At 66.4% G+C, this 19,404-nt stretch carries 17 protein-coding genes; 4 read left to right on the top strand and 13 right to left on the bottom strand.

Annotation, left to right across the window (positions count from 1 at the left end):
* The first annotated feature begins 17 nt into the window (after positions 1-17).
* The gene (locus RMP10_RS22300; RefSeq protein WP_310572277.1) at positions 18-1,499 is read left to right on the top strand and encodes an ankyrin repeat domain-containing protein; all 1,482 of its coding nucleotides are present in this window, start codon (positions 18-20) and stop codon (positions 1,497-1,499) included.
* Here RMP10_RS22300 and RMP10_RS22295 read toward each other — a convergent pair.
* The 7 genes from RMP10_RS22295 to RMP10_RS22265 form a co-directional block, all read right to left on the bottom strand.
* Entirely contained in the window at positions 1,432-2,016 is a 585-nt protein-coding gene (locus tag RMP10_RS22295; RefSeq protein WP_310572276.1) for a pyridoxamine 5'-phosphate oxidase family protein, read from the bottom strand. The genes RMP10_RS22300 and RMP10_RS22295 overlap by 68 nt on opposite strands.
* A gap of 25 nt (positions 2,017-2,041) precedes the next feature.
* Complete coding sequence (locus tag RMP10_RS22290; RefSeq protein WP_310572275.1) at positions 2,042-3,208, bottom strand: serine hydrolase domain-containing protein; 1,167 nt, start codon at positions 3,206-3,208, stop codon at positions 2,042-2,044.
* 60 nt (positions 3,209-3,268) lie between these two features.
* Positions 3,269-4,858, bottom strand: coding sequence for an SDR family NAD(P)-dependent oxidoreductase (locus RMP10_RS22285; protein ID WP_310572274.1), 1,590 nt, complete (start codon positions 4,856-4,858; stop codon positions 3,269-3,271).
* A gap of 70 nt (positions 4,859-4,928) precedes the next feature.
* Positions 4,929-5,330, bottom strand: coding sequence for a cupin domain-containing protein (locus tag RMP10_RS22280; RefSeq protein ID WP_309671569.1), 402 nt, complete (start codon positions 5,328-5,330; stop codon positions 4,929-4,931).
* A 69-nt stretch (positions 5,331-5,399) separates the two neighbouring features.
* Entirely contained in the window at positions 5,400-6,245 is an 846-nt protein-coding gene (locus RMP10_RS22275; RefSeq protein WP_310572273.1) for a class I SAM-dependent methyltransferase, read from the bottom strand.
* Positions 6,246-6,388: 143 nt separating this feature from the next.
* Positions 6,389-8,086, bottom strand: coding sequence for a LuxR C-terminal-related transcriptional regulator (locus tag RMP10_RS22270; RefSeq protein ID WP_310572272.1), 1,698 nt, complete (start codon positions 8,084-8,086; stop codon positions 6,389-6,391).
* A gap of 61 nt (positions 8,087-8,147) precedes the next feature.
* Positions 8,148-8,552, bottom strand: a complete 405-nt coding sequence (locus RMP10_RS22265; protein ID WP_310572271.1) for a hypothetical protein — start codon at positions 8,550-8,552, stop codon at positions 8,148-8,150.
* Between the two features lie 232 nt (positions 8,553-8,784).
* Here RMP10_RS22265 and RMP10_RS22260 point away from each other — a divergent pair, with 232 nt between their 5' ends.
* Entirely contained in the window at positions 8,785-8,943 is a 159-nt protein-coding gene (locus RMP10_RS22260) for a hypothetical protein (protein WP_310572270.1), read from the top strand.
* An 87-nt stretch (positions 8,944-9,030) separates the two neighbouring features.
* Here RMP10_RS22260 and RMP10_RS22255 read toward each other — a convergent pair whose 3' ends face one another.
* Together RMP10_RS22255 and RMP10_RS22250 are read right to left on the bottom strand one after the other, a co-directional pair.
* The gene (locus RMP10_RS22255; protein WP_310572269.1) at positions 9,031-9,543 is read right to left on the bottom strand and encodes a 2'-5' RNA ligase family protein; all 513 of its coding nucleotides are present in this window, start codon (positions 9,541-9,543) and stop codon (positions 9,031-9,033) included.
* Positions 9,536-13,465: a response regulator gene (locus RMP10_RS22250; protein ID WP_310572268.1), complete on the bottom strand. Its 3,930-nt coding sequence runs from the start codon at positions 13,463-13,465 to the stop codon at positions 9,536-9,538. Before RMP10_RS22250 ends, RMP10_RS22255 begins: the two co-directional genes overlap by 8 nt.
* 206 nt (positions 13,466-13,671) lie before the next feature.
* On the opposite strand from RMP10_RS22250, the gene RMP10_RS22245 reads away from it, so the two are divergent.
* A complete protein-coding gene (locus RMP10_RS22245) occupies positions 13,672-15,249 on the top strand; it encodes an alkaline phosphatase family protein (protein WP_310572267.1) in 1,578 nt (525 codons plus the stop codon).
* Complete coding sequence (locus RMP10_RS22240) at positions 15,246-16,988, top strand: glycosyltransferase family 39 protein (RefSeq protein ID WP_310572266.1); 1,743 nt, start codon at positions 15,246-15,248, stop codon at positions 16,986-16,988. The genes RMP10_RS22245 and RMP10_RS22240 overlap by 4 nt, the downstream gene beginning before the upstream one ends.
* Here the strand turns inward: RMP10_RS22240 and RMP10_RS22235 are convergent.
* The 4 genes from RMP10_RS22235 to RMP10_RS22220 all read right to left on the bottom strand — a co-directional run bounded on the left by RMP10_RS22235 (position 16,968) and on the right by RMP10_RS22220 (position 19,371).
* Positions 16,968-17,672 (bottom strand): hypothetical protein, encoded by a 705-nt coding sequence (locus RMP10_RS22235; RefSeq protein WP_310572265.1) that lies wholly within the window; start codon positions 17,670-17,672, stop codon positions 16,968-16,970. The two genes, RMP10_RS22240 and RMP10_RS22235, sit on opposite strands and share 21 nt — an antisense overlap.
* 7 nt (positions 17,673-17,679) lie before the next feature.
* Entirely contained in the window at positions 17,680-18,357 is a 678-nt protein-coding gene (locus RMP10_RS22230; protein ID WP_310572264.1) for a peptidylprolyl isomerase, read from the bottom strand.
* 184 nt (positions 18,358-18,541) lie between these two features.
* Positions 18,542-18,922 carry a hypothetical protein gene (locus tag RMP10_RS22225; RefSeq protein WP_310572263.1) on the bottom strand — a complete coding sequence of 127 codons (381 nt, stop codon included), beginning with the start codon at positions 18,920-18,922 and terminating at the stop codon, positions 18,542-18,544.
* Positions 18,923-18,924: 2 nt separating this feature from the next.
* Positions 18,925-19,371 carry a hypothetical protein gene (locus RMP10_RS22220; protein ID WP_310572262.1) on the bottom strand — a complete coding sequence of 149 codons (447 nt, stop codon included), beginning with the start codon at positions 19,369-19,371 and terminating at the stop codon, positions 18,925-18,927.
* Positions 19,372-19,404: the final 33 nt, after the last annotated feature.

Below are 19,404 nucleotides of genomic sequence, written 5' to 3'. Positions count from 1 at the left end.
TCCGTTCGAGGAAATCCGTGCCCATCGAAGCATCACCATCGGCATCACCGTCCGCGTTGGCGGCGGCCTTCTTCGTCGCGCTGCGCGAGGATCAGCATGAGCGCGCGAAAGCGCTGCTCGACGCGCACCCCGAGATTGCGACGTTCAGCGCGCACACCGCGGCGGCGGTCGGCAATGTCGAGGCATTGCGTGCTTTCCTCGCCGCGGACCACGGTGCCGCCACGACGCCGACGCAGCCGGATGGTATCGAGCCGATCATCTTCGCGGCCACCGGCCAACTGAAAACGATGCTGGGCGTCTCTGACAGCGCGCGCGCCGACGTGGTGCGCGTATTGCTCGACGCCGGTGCCGGCGCCAATGCGTTTGTCCAGATGCCACACGATCCGAGGGCGCGCATTTCGGCGCTGTACTTCGCCTGCGTGTCGAACAATGTGCCGGCCGCCCGCCTGCTATTGGAGCGCGGAGCCGATCCCAACGATGGCGAAAGTGTGTTTCACGCCGCCGAGCATGATCACCGCGACTGCCTCGACCTGCTACTGGCCCACGGGGCAAACCTCAGTGACGCGCACGCCGAGTGGGGCAACACGCCGCTCTACTTCCTCTCGGCATACAGCGAACCGCATGCACGCATCGACATCGTCACGCGTGGCATGCGGTGGCTGCTCGAGCATGGTGCCGACCCCAATGTGCCCAGCCTCGTCACGTCGCGCGACCAGGCCACGGGCGAGCAGCGACCGGGCGTTGGCGAAATGCCGCTGCATCGACTTGCCGTGGGCCGCTCCGTTGGCGCCGTGCGTCTGTTCATCGAGCATCGTGCGGTGATTGACGCACCGCGTGCTGACGGTCGAACGCCGTACGCGCTGGCCGTACGCACGGGCAATACCGAGGTTGCCGACTTTTTGGCCGCCAGCGGCGCCGACACTGCGCGACTCGACGACAACGACCGCCTTCTCGGCGCCTGCGCGGTGGCCAATGAAGGCGAGGTCCGCGCGCTCCTCGGCGCCAACCCCGACCTGATCGCTCGTCTCGCCCTCGCCGACCGACAGGCATTGCACGCAGCGGTAGACCGCAACCGCGAAGCCAGCGTAGGCCTCATGCTGCGCCTCGGCTGGCCCGTAACCGACGAGGGCGAATGGGGCGGCACCGCGCTGCATTGGGCCGCTTGGCACGGTCGACCGGCGCTCGTGCGTCTACTGCTGGACCACGGGGCGCCCGTGAACGTGCGCGATCGTGAATACGGCAGTTCACCCATCGCCTGGGCCTCGCACGGTTCGATGCACTCGCGGGAAGGCACCGACGCCGACTACATCGCGATCACCAACATGCTGCTCGAGGCCGGTGCCACACGCGCGGAGGCGTTTAACCGGTGGGACGAGTCCCCTGAAAGCATGGCGAGTCCGGGGGTAGCCGTCGTGCTGCAGCGTCGCGGCTTTACTTCGGAGGCCGCGCCGGGACTGCCCGAGCCGGGACTGCCCGCGCCGGCCGCAGGCGCAGCGTAGGCGGCCGCCACGTGGCCTTGTCGCCCTCCACGCCGAGCTTGGCACTCACGATCTCCAGGCGCTCCGCCTGCACGACGATGAGCACGACGCTGGTATCGCGATCGGGGTAAAAGCTGCTCCACGCCGAATTCCAATGGGCGTCTTTGGTGGGGCGATCGCGCACGACACGCGCCCGTCCGGCCAGGGCGACATAGCTCTGCGTGACGGGATCGAAGTAGTGCAGCACGACGTGCGGGTGCCGGGCGATTTCCCTGACCTTGCGGGTGCGCGGATTGGTCGCGAACCACACCGCCCAGCCGCTATCGGGGGCCATCGGCTGCACGGTGCGCGCCTGCGGATGCCCCTTGGCATCGGTCGTGATGAACGTCGGGTACGGTACGCTGCGCACGATCGTCCGCGCGGCGGCCTCCAGCGCGGCGGGCGTGGGGGCGGCGGGGGCGGCCTGTGCCCACAGCGCGGCGGGTGCCGCGGCCAGCACGACGGAAAGCGCGACGGAAATTACGAGGTGGTGATTCACGCCATGCAATGTGGCCGTCAGGCGCTCATCGTGCGAGCCAATCGTATTCCCATGACCACGGCATCGAAATCTCTCCGAGAATACCGCGCACCAGCGCCGGATAAATTCGCTCCGCCCGTACATCATTGGCGAGCAGCACAACGCATCGGCGCTGGCGCTCGAGGCAGATCACCATATTGCCAGTGGAATCGTTGTGCCCACCCTTGAACCAGGCCGGACCGCTCGCGCTGGTGAATGTCACGACGCCGACTCCCGCCGATAGCGCCGCCGCGGCATGCTCGCTCCCGGCCGTGGTATCAAGCGTCGGGAACTGATGGCGTGACGTGATCGGGAACTGCGGCCGAACCAGCTCCGCGCGTGACGCGGCCGACAGTCCATCTCCACGCACAATGCCGGCCCACAGCGTCGCCTGATCCTCGATGCTGGTATCCATCGAGCCAGCCGCGCTCGCGCGACTGCGTTCATCATGCGGCTCGATGGACCCATCGGCGCGGAACCCATCCGCAAGGTTCTCCTGGAAGTCTGGGCGCCACTGCATGCTGGTGTGCGTCATGCCGAACCGCTCGAATACGCGATGCTGCATCGCTGCCGTCAAGTCGAGTCCGAGCCCCTCTTCAAGAATCAACTGCAGGATATAAAAGCCCTCGCCGGAGTAGCCGTATCGCGTTCCTGGCGCGTGGTGAAGGCGCAGGCGCTTGTCGGGCTCCAACCACCGGAAGTTCGCAAAGCCGGTGGTGTGATTCAGGATCATGCGCGGCGTGATGTCACCCCAGCGCGTGTCGGTTGCGAGGTCCGCGTAGTCGGGATATTCGGGTAGAAGCTTCGGCAACAGTGTCCGCACCGGGGCATCAAGGGTGAGACGTCCCTCGTCCACCAGCTGCATCACGAGGTAGGCCACGGCCGCCTTGGTCAACGAGGCGCCGTACATCACCGTGCCCGTGGTCAGTGGCGCACCGGCCTCCGAACGCCGTCCAAACGCCGCCACGTGCGTGACCGCCCCCGCATCGATGACGGCGAGCGCAAGTCCCTGCACTCGCTCCCGCTGCATCAGCGTGCGGGCGAGCGAATCGATCGAGCTCGCCGTCGGCATCGCCTGAGCCCCGAGAGATGATCGGCAACCGGCAGCAGGAAGCATCATGAAATAGGCGAACGCGAGACGGGTGCCGAGTGCACGGACGGATGACAGGCGCATGCCTAATGTACGCGACAGCCTCGAGTCGAGTTTCGCTCCCGCCGCGCGGCGCGGCGGCGCCTACCAGTCGGTCGGCGCGTAGTCCTTGAGGAACTGGCCCCACACGTGCTCGCCGCTCGACACACCAGCGATGATCGGATCGACGATCCGCGCCGCGCCATCCACGATATCGAGCGGCGGATAAAACCGATGGTTCTCCACTTTTCGCGCGGCGATTTCGGCTACGTCTTCGTCGGTCACCCAGCCGGTATCCACGCTGTTCATGTGGATGCCGTCCTGTTGATAGTCGGCGGCGGACGTGCGCGTCATCATGTTGAGCGCGGCCTTGGCCATGTTGGTGTGCGGATGCCGCGTCGTCTTGTTGTTGCGGTAGAACTGGCCTTCCATCGCGGACACGTTCACGATGTGCTTGTCGCGATTTTCCGTGCGCCGCATGAGCGGCTTCAGTCGCGCGTTGATCAGGAACGGCGCAATCGCGTTCACTAGTTGCACCTCCAGCAGCTCGACACTCGGCACTTCATCCAGCAGCAGCCGCCAGGAATTCCGTTCGCGCAGATCGATCTGCTGCAAATCCTGATCGAGCTTTCCCGCCGGAAAGAGCTGATGCGCCACCAGCATATCGTCAGGCACCAGCGGCACCTGCGACAGCTCAGCGGCGTGCGTGAGCCCCACGCGATGCAGCGCGGTGCCGCTCTGCACGACGGCGGCACTGCTGCCCGCGTCGGGATCGGGAAGTAGCTGCGCACCGCGAAGCCCTTCGTAGGTGCCGAGGATCTTGCGCGCAGCCTTCGTCAGCGTGCTGGCGGCCGCCATCTCACCGTCCATCATGTGCGTATAAAACGCGGGCGGCCGGCGCACGGTTTGGCAGGCATTGTTGATGATGAAATCGAGCCGCGCTTCCGTGTGCGTGAGTTCGCGACAGAACGCCTCCACGCTCGGCGTGTGCCGCAAATCGAGCCCGAAGATCTCCAGGCGATCGCTCCACGCGTCGAAATCGGGCTCTGCGGCGTAGCGCATGGCCGAGTCGCGGGGAAAGCGTGTGGTAACCAATAACCGCGCGCCGCAGCGCAGCAGCTTGAGTCCTGCCTGGTAGCCGATCTTCACGCGGCCGCCCGACAACAGCGCCGTACGCCCGCTCAGGTCCACCAGTTCCGTGCGCTTGGCGAAGTTGAAATCACCGCACGGCAGGCACATCTGGTCGTAGAAGTGATGGATCGTGGTAAATTTCTGCTTGCAGATGTAGCAATGCTGCGGCACGATCGCTTCGGGCGCGTCGTCGTCGCGAAGCGCATCGGTCGAGGTGCCTTTGGCCCCGTCACCGAGCAGATACACGTTGGGTGTCGTGAACACCGGCTTGCGACGCAGCTCCCGGATGCCGGTTTCCTGCAGCACACTGTCGTCACGCTTGGCCGCGTCGAGCTTGCGCTGCTTGCTGGTCGCCTTCACCATCGAGCGCCGGGCGCGCGCGTCGGGGTGAAACACCTGCCCAACGGCCTCGAGAAAGCGCTGCCGTTCTTCGGCCGACACGTGCACCAGCAACGAACGATCGGCCACCACCCGTTCGAGGAGTGAGGATGCGGCGCGGAGGTCCTCCAGGAACGAATCGGTGTTGCTACCGGGTTCGCGGCGCGTATCGTCGGGAGGGGTCACTGGATCACCATCCCGAAGTTTATCGAGGTCGCAAAGCGGCCGCGACCGCGACCGCGGCGCCCGCGCGAAATCAGTCGGCTTTGGGCGCGGCGGGCAGGCGACACACCGTGAGCAGCATCTCACTGGCCTCGGCCGCGCGCACGGCATGAACCTCACGCGGTGCCAGCGCCACGAGTTCCCCGCGTCCAAGCGACATCACCTCACCACTGACCGTGACATCGAGACGCCCGCCCAGCACCTGAATCGTCACTTCGCCGTCGGTGCTGTGCTCCTTGATGAACCCGTCCGCCTCGAATGCGAACAAGATCACCGTGAGCGGGCCACGTCGAATCAAAGCGACCTGACGATGACCGGACACCGACGCGTGCGCTTCGGCGCGGAGCTGCGCTGCTGCCGCGGCAAAATCAAATCGCTGCACATTCACCGCCAACCGCTCGTGTGAATGCGGCCGCAGTCGTTCGTCCTGAGTCATGCGAGATCCTCCGGTGAGGAGCGGATATCAGGACCCGCCCTCCCCGAAAGATACTCTCGCTGGTCGATGTTACCGTCGGTCGATCACGACCTCCAGGTACGCGCTCGGCAGCACCAGCGTCTGGTCCCCGGAGCGATTCCCCTTCTCCATGAGCCGCAGCAGATCCTCGGTGAACTCAGCCTGTCGATCGGCGTCGAGCGCGGCGAAGGTCTTGTTCATGGGACCGTAGTACATGCGGAAGACCTCGATCCAGTGCACCGGCGAGTGGTAGCGGAACACGAACTCGCGGCTGGTGAAGGTGATTTCCCGGGCCGAGTCGGCGAACAGCGTTTCGATACGCTCGCGGGTGCCCCACGCGCTCGGCGAGGTCACGCCCGGTGCCGGCGGGATGTACTTGCCGATTGTCTTGAACAGCTGGCCGATAAAGCTCTCCGGCGTCCAGCTGGCGAGGCCGATGCGCCCGCCCGACTTGCATACGCGCGCCATCTCGGCCGCCGCTTGCGGCTGGTTCGGCGTGAACATCACACCGAACGTCGACATCACGTAGTCGAACGAACCATCGCCAAAGGGCAGGTTCTCGGCGTCGGCCTCCTGAAACGTGAGCGACATCCCGTCGGCTTGAGCGCGCGCGCGTCCGGCGTCGAGGAGGGACGGCACGTAGTCGGTCGACGTGACATCGCACCATCGACGGGCCGCGGCGAGCGAGGCATTGCCGTTACCAGCAGCCACATCCAGCACCGTCGAGCCCGAGCGGATATCCATCGACTCGCACAATTGCTCACCGACGATCTGGAGCGTGGTGCCAACGACTGCATAATTGCCCGTGGACCAGGCGATCTGCTGGCGAGCCTTGAGCGCGACGAGATCGGTGGCGGCTGGTGCCGAAGGGGTTGCAAGTGCGCTGTCTTGAGACATGGCGATGGACCTGTGCGAAGGGAGATGGGGCGCGCTGATCGCGACAAGGACGAGAATACCGATTGCGCCCCAAAGCCCGCTTCCCCTGATCAGGCCATCTTTCGAACGTCGTGGCGCTGGCCCGAACAGGCCATGCGCGCCGGCTACAGCAAGCCCAGCCTCGCCGCGTGGGCAACCGCCGCTGAGCGCGATGGGACACCAAGCTTGGTGAGGATGTTGGCGACATGCCGATGAACCGTGTGCTCACTGATCGTGAGACGGTCGGCAATCGCCTGATTTCCCAAGCCCTCAGCGATGCATCCAAGCACCTGCACTTCGCGACGTGTCAGGGCGGTTGATGGCGGGGAGTGTGGCGGGCTCGCCGTGGCGTCGACGTCCGCTCCAGCAGCCGTTGGCGCAGGCGGCAGCAGTCGGGCGCGCAGCACGCTGGCGCGGTCGAGTTCGACCGTCGCGTCCAGTGGCGCGAGCACGGCCACCGCGCGCTCCACTTCGCGAACTGCCGCTTCGTGCCGTCCCAGCGCCTGCAGCGTCGCGGCGAGTTCGAGACCGGCCCGTCCCCGTTCGAAGGAGGCGCCACTCTTGTGGAACAGATCCACCGCATCCTCGAAGTGTCGCCTCGCCGCCTCATAGTCTTTTGCACCGAAGGCCAGCACACCGTTCGCGAGACTGGCTGAACCGCGGAGCGGCGACGTGAACGCCTGCTCGGCGATGCCCTGCAGTTCGATCAACGCCGCCAACGCGCGCGACTGATCGCCGCGAGCCACGCGCGCACGCACCAGCAACTCGAGGGCGGCCACGCGCTCGGTGCGATTGTGCGCCGGCAGGCTGCGCAAGTGACGCTCGGCCAGATCACCGGCCGACTCCCAATCGCCGCGATCGAGCGCCACCGCCGCATGCCCGACGGCAGCGAGTGGATGCGCGCCGGAACGATCGAACAGACTCGTGGCCTCGTCGAGCCGTCCCTGACGCCGACGGAGTTCGCCGAGGCGCACCAGCGCTTCAGAGACCATGCCTGGTCGAACGGCCGCGAGTTCGCTGCTGGCCGCTTCGAGTTCGCGTTCCGCTTCGCCCCACGCGCCACGCCACATGCAGACCGCCGCGTACTGCGTGCGGCATACCGCGAACAACACGCGGAACTCCCACCGTTCGCAAAAGGCACGCAAACGCGCGCACCACTGCACGGCACGATCGTAGTCGCGCACGCGGTCGCACGCCGAAATGAGGTAGCAGCAGGCGAGACCGATCGCCACGCGATCCTGCATCTCACCGGCGAGCACGGCAGCGTTCACGCCATCGAGTTCCTGCATGCCTTCCGGGATGCGCCCCGACGTGGCGAGCGAAAAGCCGCGCAGCGCGCGCCCCACCATTTCGAAGTCGACCGACCCCGACGCGCGCCCGGCCTCGATGGCCTGCTCGGCGTGCTTGAGCGCTTCTTCGGGATTGCCGTGATCGAGCAGCGCGAACGCCGACTCGCGCACCGACAGCCAGGCATAGGCCGCCGTGTCGTGATGTCCCTCGAGGAGCTCGCGCGCCCGGTGCAGCCAGCCGCTGGTGATCGCGTACTCCCCGCGGAACGCGTCATGATCCCAGGCCAGCCACACCGCCACGCGGGCCGCCGACACCTCGTCCCCGCGTGTGCGATAGGCGCGGTACGCCCGTTCGCGGGAGGCAAACACGACGTCGGCCAGATCGAGCCACCACGCGGCAAGGCCCCGCCCTTCGAGCGCTTCGGGCTGATCCGGCTGCTCGACCAGCGCCGCCTCGAACGCCTGAAATGCGTCGGACCAGGCGCCGCGCGCGAGCGCAGCCTGTCCGGCATCCAGAGGGGCGGTAAGGGTCATCGCACCACGCTAGAGGTCGCGCGGAGTGACGGCAAGAGTCGCGTGGTCCGACGACGCCACCCTATTTCGGGCCCAGCGTGTCCGGCACGATCGTCGCACAGCCGCGCCACGTGGAATCGCCGCGCGTGAGTATGGCGCTGCCGGGATAGTGCTGATCCGACATTCCGTCGCTGCAGTCGCCGCGCTCGATCACCAGCGTCAGCAGCGGATCGGCGCTGAATCGCTTGGTGCGATAGACGGCCCGGCCATCGGCATCGAAGTCCGGCGGCGCGTAGGGATAGACCGTGCTGTCGATGCCCATCCGGCTGAACTGCACGCGGTCGCTGCGCACTTCGAGTGCCCAGAACGGCTCGGTGCCGCGCGCTATGGTCAGCACGACCGGCTGCGGACGGTCACGGCGGCAGGCGCCGACGGAAAAACCGGTCAGCGCCAGCAGGATGATCGGGGCGAGCAGGCGATGGGGCATCTGCGGAAGTCTACGTCGCCACCACCGCGTCGCACTACGGGACACGTCGGCGGACATGCCGCTTCCCGAACGGGGCGAGCCGTTTGTCACAGCGAGTGCCCGCGGCGACACTCCCGTTTGACCGCGCACCTGCCGATAATGGACAGGAGTTATCCCCTATTCTCCTTACGCTTCACCCGGCACCTGACCTATGTGGAACGACCTCTGCGATGACGCCCACGAGGCGCACGCGATGAAGATTATCAACCGCGCCATTCTGACGATCGCGGTGTGCTTCCTGACCTTCGGTGGGTTCGCGATGGCCACGCGCCTTGGCGCGGACGCGCCTCCGGGCTCGGTCAGCTACGGCAGCGAGAAGGCCGACAAGGACGCCGCGGTCTTCGGCGACTGATTTTCCAGTTCTAGGAATACACCAATCCCCGCGCAGCGCGTAGGTACGCCGCGCGGGGATTCGTTTGTAGGCGAACACCACCACCCGCTATCCGCGCAACGCCTGCGTGTCGAGCACCTGCCACGCGTCGTCGCCTGATTGCTCGATCAGACAGGTCGTAGTGAACGTGAGACTGATCGGTGTGATCAGGTCGGCATACGTCGCGGGGACGTTGTGCGGCGCACGAGGATTGCGCGGGTGGGCAAGCGTCAAGTGAGGCTCGTGCCGCCGACGCGCGGTGTCCCCAAGCAGCTGGACGCGAAGCGCATGGAACGCGGGCTCGCCGGCAATGCATGGCAACATGACACCGTGCCCGGAGAACGACACCGGTGCGCCGAAGGTAAGCGTGACCGGCGCGACGGTTGCGGCGATGAGTCGGTCGCGCCAGGCATCCTCGGCCTGCCCTGCGAGCTCGTCTTCACGGCACAGGGTGACATGGGCCGCAATCAGGCGATGCTGCAGCGGGTCCACTCGTGCGCGAACCGCCTCGATCGCCTGCCCTGCATCGGGCGGCACGAACAAGGTGACTTGGCGTCGTCGCTGTCGTCCCGCGTCAGTCACGCGACGGTGCCGCGCACGACGCCACGAGACGCAGCAGATCGTCGATCACGAACGGCTTGTCGAGCCGGTACACGGCACCCAGTTGCGCCATGCGCTCCTCGTCGATGGTCGCCCCGTAGCCGGACATGAGGATGATCGGTGTCTGCATGCCGCGCGCGCGCAGCTGCTCGATCAATTCGCTACCCGTCATGACAGGCATCGTCTGGTCGGTGATGACCACATCGATCAGCGGTTCGCGCTGCAGGCGCTGAAACCCCTCCATGCCGTCGCCGGCAACCTCGACCTCGTAACCCTTTCGACGCAGCAGCGCTGCCATCACGGTAGAAATCGCCTGCTCGTCATCGACGACGAGCAGGCGTTGCGCGCGCGCCAGCGACGGCTGCAACACCGGCGTCACTGCCGGCTCATCGACGCGCCCATTGGCATGCGCCGGCAACAGTATGTCGACGGACGTCCCACGACCCAACGTCGAGTGCAGCAGCACGGAACCACCGTGCGCCCCGACGATGCCATGCAGCACGCTCAGCCCAAGCCCAGTGCCTTCCCCTACGGGTTTCGTCGTGAAGAACGGCTCGAAGGCGCGTGTTCTCACCTCGTCACTCATGCCACCTCCCGTATCCGAGACACGCAGCACCAGCGTAGGCGCGTGCTTCAATCGGTCGGCGGCGTCAGCCCAGCGCAGTGACACGGAGAGCACGCCGCCTTTGGTCTCCCGCATCGCATGCTCGGCGTTTGAGCAGAGATTGAGCAGCAACTGCTGCAGCTGGGTGGCATCCCCATGCACCGTTGCACCCGGCGCCTGATTGTCGAGCACCAGTGTCACGGTGGACGGCAGGATGGAGCGGAACAGCGACTGCGTTTCGTCGAGCAACGCGGCCATGCGAATGTCGACGTGCCGGGATGGCGTCTGGCGACTGAAGGTGAGAATCTGCCGCACCACTTCACGCGCCCGACGACTGGCGATCAACAGCTGCTGCAGCGCTGCGGCCGCAGGCGTGCTGGACGCCACGTCCGCAATCGCCAGCTCCGCGTTGGCGTGGATGACCGTGAGCAGATTGTTGAAGTCGTGCGCCACGCCACCGGCCAGTGTCCCCACCGCTTCGAGCCGCTGCGTGTTGCGCACATGCGACTCCAGCTCACGACGCTCCAACTCGAGCCGCTTGCGCGTGCGCAGATCGAGCAGCTCGAGATGGTCGAGCGTGGAGTCATCGAGGGGAATACGCGTATGACTGACCTCGAGTGGAATCCGTGTCCCGTCGGGGCCCACGCCCTCGAGTTCCCGTCGCCAGGTCACGGGGGACGAGGCCGAGAGGCCATCGCCGATCTCGGGGATCAGCGCATTGATTGGACGTGACACGATCGGCGCACCGTCGGCGCGCAGCAGCGCATCCGCCGCCGCGTTGGCCTGCCAGACCTTGCCATCGAGAATCAGCAGCTGCGGGTTCACCCCGTCGAGAAACAGGCGGCGAAATCGCTCCTCGCTCTTGGCCAGCCGTTGTTCATTCGCTTCAGCGTCGGCCGCGCGCTGACGCGCCGTGCGCGTGCGCCACCGGTCGACGGTGACGAACAGCGCGGCGATCCCGAAGGCGTAGACCACGAGCGCCAGCGGCGACCGCCACGGTGGTCGAAGCACCGTGAACCGGCGCTCGATCACCGCCGATTCGCGGCCGCTGAAATCCATGGCGCGCACGCGCACCACGTGCTCGCCGGCAGGGAGTGCCAGCTGCGTGGCCGTGGGTCGATCGGTCCACGGCGTCGCGTGGATCGTCGCGCCATCGAGTTCGAAACGGTAGCGCGTATCGTCCTCGCGATGATACGTGGCCGCCATCACCTCGAGGTCGATGCGCGACGCCTTGGCCGGTATGCGACGTCCGTCGAACACGCCGTCGCCGTTGCCATCGCGAATCTCGAAGGCTAGCAGCACCGGCGGCGGGGGGCGACGCAAACTCGCCAGACGCACGAACCCCGCGCCCAGCGGTGTGCCGACCCACAGACGCCCCTCCGCATCGATCGGACCGATGGCATTGATAAACGGATGCGGCAGGCCGTCGGCATCGGTGATCGAGGTGACCTCCGTATCAACGGCGTCGAAACGCTCGCCCAGCTGCATCACGACGAGTCCGCGGCTCGACCCCACGGCGAGCCGTTGCTCGGGAAGGACCGCCAGCGCCGTGATTTCGTTGCCCATCAGACCGGGCAACGTCGCATCAGTGATGAGACGCCAGCTGGGCGCGCCGCCGCAAGTACGAAGCATCGCCATCCCTTCACTGGTGCCGACGATCACGGCGCACTCCCCCGACGCGAAGCGCCACGGCACGATCGCGTTCATCGTGGCACGGATCGGCACTGCCCCCCCGGGCTCGATGCGCCACGGGGTACCCGATGAACGCAGTACCGCGCCATCACTGCGCAGCGCCACCAGCGAAGCGACCGTGATCGACGTCTCCGCGGTGGCAGCCCGCACGCTGCCCGGAAACTCGGTCCACGGCGTGAGCACGCCGTCGTCGCTCAGCACATACCCGCCGCGCAGCGTCGCGATGATCGGTCGACGCACAGCGTCTGGTCCAGGGCCCTCGAGCAGATCGTACACCGACTCGCCGACGGGGAGCTCGAGGAGCTGCCGCCATCCCGACGTCGACGAGAGATAGAGTCTCCGGTCGACGGAGAGCAGCACCTGCGACGCACCACGCACGCGGACCGAGAGCAGGCGCACCCGTCCGTCACCGCCACCCAGCATGGCATTCGCCGTGGGGAATCGCGTGAGATCCGGCAAGCGAATGGCGCCCACACCGAGCATCCAGGCCCACACGCCGCCGGCGTCCGTGGCACCCGCCATGGCCGACACCGGATGACCGACCATGGTCGGCGGCAACAGGAGCCGCCCGGCCACGCCAACGCGGAAGCGCAGCAAGGTGCCGCTCCGGAATCCCGCATAGATCGTCGGCACGCCCGTGCCATGATCGATCGCGGTGAGCACCTGCGCCCGGGAGCCGCGCGTACGCGTGCTGATATCCACCAGCTGGGGAACCCCACCGTCCGCGACTCGGAACAACTCCCCGCTCAGTGCGCCGAGCCACGTCTCGTATCGGTCGCCGATGCGCACCCGCAGCACGCGCGCCATGTGTACCCTCGGCCCCACCGGACGCCAGCGATCACCGAACAGCACGAAGGCCCCGTTCTCCGTGGCGACTGCCGCCTTCGCACTGTCCCCCACACCGGCGATGGCGAGATGCTCGATCCGGAGATCGGTGAGCCCCTCCGGCTCTGCCCATCGTGTCCAGGTACCGCCGCGGAGACGCGCCACACCGCCCCCGCGCGTGCCGATCCAGAGCGCGTCCGCGTCACCACCCTGCCCCCCGGCCACCATGGCATCGAGGCGCGGCATCGGCTCAGGAATCGCCACGCGGTCGAAACGCGCCCGATTTACCAATCGGTAAACACCGGAGGCGGCGCCGACGACCAGTTCGTGTCGGCCGTCAGGACGTCGCCACTCCACGGCCGAGTAGATGGGGGCGAGCCCTTCGTCGAGACTCACATTGGCGATCCACACGCCATGGCGCTGGAGCACCACGCCGAAACTGTGCACGAAGTAGCGCACGCTGTCGGCGCCGTCGAGCACCGCCCGGTACTCGCGACGCGGTACCATGGGCGGCAATGACTCCGCTACCCAGCTGCGCCCAGTAAATCGACGCACACCATTCGAGGTGGCGACAATCAGCCCACCGTCTCGCGCGGGCTGCAGCGACAGCAGCGGTGCGTCGGGTAGTCCGTCGCGTCGGCCGAACGCCGTATACGCCGCGTCATCGAGACCGACACCGGTCTGTGCGCTGGCCACGGGCGCACCGAGCACCGCACTGACAGCCAGCGTCAGCCCGAAGCCCAGTCGGTTCAGATGCGCAGGGCGTGTGAGCGGGAACTGCACGAGTCGCTGGTACCCGTTGAGTAGAAAGTCGTCCGAAGCAAGGCGAACCGTTCCATTGGGAAGAAACGAGGCGACTGGCCTGCCGGCAAGACGCGACGGCGGATGTGGGAGACACCCGTTTCCCTCACACTCCGGAGCCGTTCGCCCTAGTTTCCGAAACGCGCTCCCGCGGACGCCGTCATCAGCCCCAAACGCATCTGTCGTCCATGTCGCCTGCACGCGCCACACCACCGCTCGTCATTCTCGCCATCGATTCGGCCGACATCGAATTGGTGACACGATGGACCGAGTCCGGGCACATGCCGACGCTGGCCGGCATCATGCAGGCCGGCTGCTTCCTGAAGATCGACGGCGCCGACCTCGTGAACGAGATGGGGAGCTGGATCTCGCTGCACAGCGGGGTCGCGAAAACAACCCATGGCTTCTACAGCGTACGGCAACTGGTACCGGGCACCTACACGCTGGTGCAGACCAACGCCGCCGTCGCCAAGAATGCCCCGCCGTTCTGGCGCTTCCTGCGTGGTGGGACGAAGAAGGCCGCCATCGTCGATCCGCCGGAGCTCGATGTCATTCCCGACGTGCCGGGCGTGCAGCTCACCAATTGGGCAGCGCACGAATCCGAGCGACTCTGGGAGATGGCCCGCTCACTCCCCGAGCATGTACTGCCCGAAGTCCGCGCCAAGTTCGGGTCGGGAGAGAAGCTCGCGACCTTCGCGCATCGCGGCACCGAGGAGGAGGATTTCGCCGATTACCAGCGCGCCCTCGCCCGCATTGCCACCAAAGGGCTCGTCTGCCGTGACGTGATTGGCCGCGACGACTTCGACGTGGTCGTGGCCACGTTCTTCGAGGCCCACACCATCGGGCATCGCCTGTGGTCATATCAGCCGGAGTTCGCGCCGCCCAACCGCCTGTCGAATGGGCTGCGCGATCTCTACGAGGCGATCGACGGCGAACTTGCGCGCACGCTGGCCGAGCTGCCGGCCGATGCAAACGTGTTCATCGTGTCGGCCTACGGCATGGCCGGCATGTATCCCACGACGGGGCTGATGGACGCGTTTCTGCATCAGCTGGACTATCAGGTGCCGCTACGCACCGAGCAGCTGATCACCGGCAATCGTTTCGATCCGCTCACACTGTTGCGTCGCACCATTCCGCAGCCGGTCCGAAAGTGGGTGAGTCAGTTCCTGCCGGCCAACGTCCAGGAGCGGCTCATCGCCAGCGACTTCGCCGCGAACACCGACTGGAGCCGATCGGTCGCCTTCGGCATCCCGAATCTCTACAACGGGCAGATCCGCCTGAATGTGCGGGGACGCGAGCCACAGGGCATCGTCGAGCCGGGGGCCGAGTACACCGCGCTGCTGGATCGCATCGAAACCGACTTGAAGCTGCTCGTCGATCCGAAAACGGGACGCCCCGCGGTCGCCCGCGTGTTCCGGAGCGCCGACGCGTTTCAGGTGGGCATCGATCACGTGTTGCCCGACCTCTTCGTCGAATGGGTATGGGCGCCGCATTTCATGGACGAGGTGCTGCACCCGCGAGCGAAGCTGGTCCAGGAGCCGGAGCATTATCATCGCTCGAGCTTTCACCGCCCCACCGGTTTCGTGGCCGCTGCCGGCCCGTGGATTCCGCACGACACGACCATGCACACGGTCGATCTCCGCGATCTGGCCCCGACCTTCCTGACAATGCTCGATGTACCGATCCCGGACACGATGACAGGACACCCGCTGCCGTATGTACGGATGCCGCTGCGGCGACCAGCATCCGCCACCGCGCCCGCTTGATCACGTCACGACTGCGCCAAGGTCTTGGCGTCGGTGTCGCGGTCGCGCTCGTGCTGTTGGCGCTGTTCATGCCCACGGCATGGTACGACACACTGCCGCGCACGCCCGACCTGCCCGCACGACCGATCCGCGGGACCACGCTGCTGCGCATCATCCTGGCGCTACAGGCAGTCATGATTGGGATATTGGCGCTGCGTGGCTGGCGATGGGCACCGCTGCCGACGGCGCTGCGTGCCACCAGCTTCGTACCGCGCAGCGAGCCGCACGACGTCAGCGAGCGTTCGGCTCGTCGCTGGCTGCTCATCATCACCCTTGTCGCGCTGGTACTACGCGTGGCCGGGATCGGCGCCGATCTCTGGACTGACGAGTTGATGACCATCGATCAGACGATGCCGATGTCATTCGGCGAGATCATCGGCAGCTACCAGTCGTCAAACAATCATCTGCTGATGTCGCTGCTTATCAAGGCGTCGGTCATGGTGTTTGGCGTGCACGAATGGTCCATACGAATGAGCACGGCGGCGTTCGGTATCGCATCCATCCCGGCACTGTATCGGGTCGCGCGTCTGGCCATGAGCCGACGCGCGAGCCTCGGCGCGTCATTGTTGCTGGCGGTGTCGTACCACCACGTGTTCTTCTCCCAGAATGCGCGCGGCTACGTGGCGTACGTGTGCTTCGCACTGCTCGCTACCCGCGCGCTCATCGACGCGCTGCGCGACGACCGCTTGTTCGATTGGGTGCAGTACGGCGTGGCGACCGTGCTTGGCATGATGGCACTGCTGAACGCGGCGTTCGTGATCGCCGCGCAGCTGCTGGTGGTGATCGTGGTCGCCTGGCAACGCTGGCGTGAGACCGGACACATCGCGCCGCTCATGTGGCGACTGGGCGGCGTCTACACCATCACCGGGCTCTGTTGCATCGGCGTGTATGCGGTGGCGTTGCCCGATGCGTACCTGTACATCACCTCGGCCTATACCCTTGGTCAGACCGGAGCCTCGGCGACGTCGAACGATCTGCTGCAGATGGTGGTGCGCGGCGTGTTGGAAGGCTTCGGCCCCGGCGTCGCGGCGGCGGCCATCCCGTTCCTGGCGTTGGCGACGGCTGGCTTTGTAGTGCTCTGGCGTCGACAGTGGGCGATGACCGCGCTGCTGCTGCTCCCTGGCGTGCTCACCGCACTGTTGCTGGCGTGGCGAGGCATGACCTTCTCGCCGCGCTACTTTCTGCTCTGGTTGCCGCTGGCCGTACTCACCGCCGTCGTCACCATCGATGCCATCGCCGCGCGACTCTGGCGCGCGCAGCCGGCGCGGCGTCAGCTTGCTTCGTCCGTGGTCGTCGCCGCGGTCGCCGCCCTCTCCGCGCTCTCGCTCGTGCGCTACTACCGCGTTCCCAAGCAGCCGTTCAGCGCCACGCTGCAGTACGTGGAGCGTGTACGCGGCGCCGACGATCTGGTGTTTGCCATCCGGCCCACGTGGCTGGGCGTGCACTACTACGCCGAGAAGCAACAGCTGCCGCTGGATCGCAATTACGTGGAGATCGGCGAGGTCACTACGCTGGATTCGGCCATGGCCGCGCGCGGCATACGCCGTGTTCACCTGATCACGACGCTCGAACATGTGATCGAACAGTCGCGCCCCGAACTCATGGCGAAAGTGTACGCCGACTGGCAGCGCGACACGACGCTCGCCGCCACCATCGGCGGCGGGGCGATCTCGGTGTGGTCAGAGCGCCCGCGGCGCTGACGCATCGCGGCGAGGCGGCCGCGGCTTCGCGACGTACAGCGTGTGCATCGGCCCCTTGGTGTCATGGGCCCGCACGCGCAGCGTTTCCAGCAGGAGACCGCTGCCGCGCAGCGCGTGCGCGAACGCCGGATCGTCGCCCACCGACCAGTACGCGATGATCCCCGGCGGGCGTAGCGCCGCCACCGTGGTCGCGATGCCGCGCTGTGCATACAGCCGCGCGTTCTCCGACATGATCATGCCGTCGGGTCCGTTGTCGGTGTCCAGCATGATCGCATCGAACTGGCCGGCGTGATCGCGCAGCACATTCACGATATCGTCGTGCACCACGCGCACCCGCGGATCCTTGAGCGTCTCCACCGAAATCCCGTACTCAGGATTGGTATTCCACTCGATCACCTCGGCCAGAAACTCCGCCACTACCACCTCGGCGTCGTCGGCTACCTCCTTGAGCGCCGCGCGCAGCGTAAAGCCAAGTCCAAGCCCGCCGATCAGCACGCGCGCGACCGGCCGGTCTTTGAGGCCTACACACGCCACTTCGGCCAGGCGGTCTTCGGACAAGTGACGACGCTGCGACATCAGCTCGATGCCGTTGGCGCGAATGAGATACGACCCGTCATGCCGGTACAGCTCGAGCAGCGAGCCATCCGGCGTGCGGGCGTTACCGAGGCGTTCGAAGGGCTTCATGCAAACTTCACTGTGCGGGTACGGAAGGCGTAGGTACGACGGTGGCCGACACGATCGAGTCGAGGGCCGGAAACCACCGGTCGAGATACTTGTTGCCGCGCGACATGATGCGTGACTGCACGGGATCTTCACCATACTCGACGTTGAGCCGTTCGAGCACGTCCATGCCTTCTATCACCACACCGATCGGCGCAAAGACGCGCTGCCGATCGAGCTTGGCGGCGTTGTCGGCCATGTTGACGAACAGCTGCACGGTACGGCTGTTCGCGTCGACGGTGGTGAAGGCCACCGTGCCGCGCGTGTTGCTTTGGCGCATGGGTTCATCGGCCATCGCCGCTTGCGCCCACTTCGCGTTCACCGCCGGATCCCCGTGAATGCCGAACTGCACCACGAACCCCGGCACCATGCGAAAAAAGCGGTTGCCTGCATAATAACCGATCGTGACCAGCTCGTAGAACCGGTCGGCACCGCGCGGGGAGAGCGCGCGCGTGACCTCGATGGCGAACGGCCCCTTACTGGTCTCGAAGCGTACACGATACACGTCGGGGCTGCGCATCGGTGTAGCCGCGGGTCCGGGAATCACGCGTGGCGCGGACTTGGCGGTCGGTGCGCGCGGCTCGGCCGAGCAGGCGGCCATTGCGGTCAGGCCGATCGCTAGCAGTATCCGGGTGGTTCGCACACTCATGCCATGACTCTCGCTTGTGCTCATAGCCCGTAGGTTCACGCGAAGGTCGCGAAGGCACGCGAAGAAAATCCATGTGCTGTTCTTCGCGAAACTTCGCGGCCCTTCGCGACCTTCGCGTGAACCACTGATCCCGCCTCGGCACGACACCGTCCGTCGAGCCACCGCCCTGCCCACCCACCCGCGACTACGGCGCCCGCTCGATCGCCGCCGCCAAGCGCTCCGACAGCGGAGCCTCCGGGGGCAGCTGCCGTACGAGTTCTTCCACGCGACGCTGCGCGTTGTTGCGCACCAGCCCGGCCTTGGTCACGTGCCACAGCGCGAGACCTAGAAGGCGGGCCACCACGGCATCGGGTTGCGGCAGCCCGAACGGCTCGAAAAGCCGACGTACGTACTTCGTGACATCCACCTCACTGCCGCCGGCCTCCACCATGCCGCGTACCGCGAGCGCATGCTCGAGAAGTCGCACATCGTCGTGCGGCAGGCCAAGCGGATGGGCGAGCACACGAGCGACTTCGGGCTCGATCGGATCGTTCCGCTCCACCCAGTTGCCGCGATGTGTCGTCATCGTCAGTCCTCGTCTTCCACCCAGAGCACCGCCGTCACGCCGTCACCCACGCACACGATGCCGGCATCGAGCGCCGATTCCGTGAGCGGATCGAAGCTGAAACCGTTCGTGTGCGGTGACTCCTCGCCGAACACGTCGGCCCAGTCGCCGTTCGTGAAACAGGTGAACGGCTCCGGCACCATGGCGAGCAGATCGTTCACCAAGGCATCCGCCTCGACGGCGGGAATGATCACGGCGTTGCTGGCGAGATCCCGACCGAGCACGCCAGCGGCGATGCGGAGCGCGTCACTCTCGCTCACCTCGAGCCAACCCTCGCCGAGCGCGCGAAGACCGAGGCTTTCCACCGCCTGATCGGCGAGGACGCGTGATTTCGCCCATTGGGGCTGCGGCACCAGGGCGCACGTGACACGGCCACTCGTGCGCTTCGCGATGATCGTATCAGTCAGCATGTTGGATGAGAGAGAGGTTCGCTCAATATGCCA

Origin of the sequence: Gemmatimonas sp., assembly GCF_031426495.1 — a bacterium.
In the GTDB taxonomy this organism is placed as follows: Bacteria; Gemmatimonadota; Gemmatimonadetes; order Gemmatimonadales; family Gemmatimonadaceae; genus Gemmatimonas.
The sequence above is the reverse complement of the archived record's forward strand: the minus strand, read 5'-3'. Positions and strand labels throughout refer to the sequence as shown.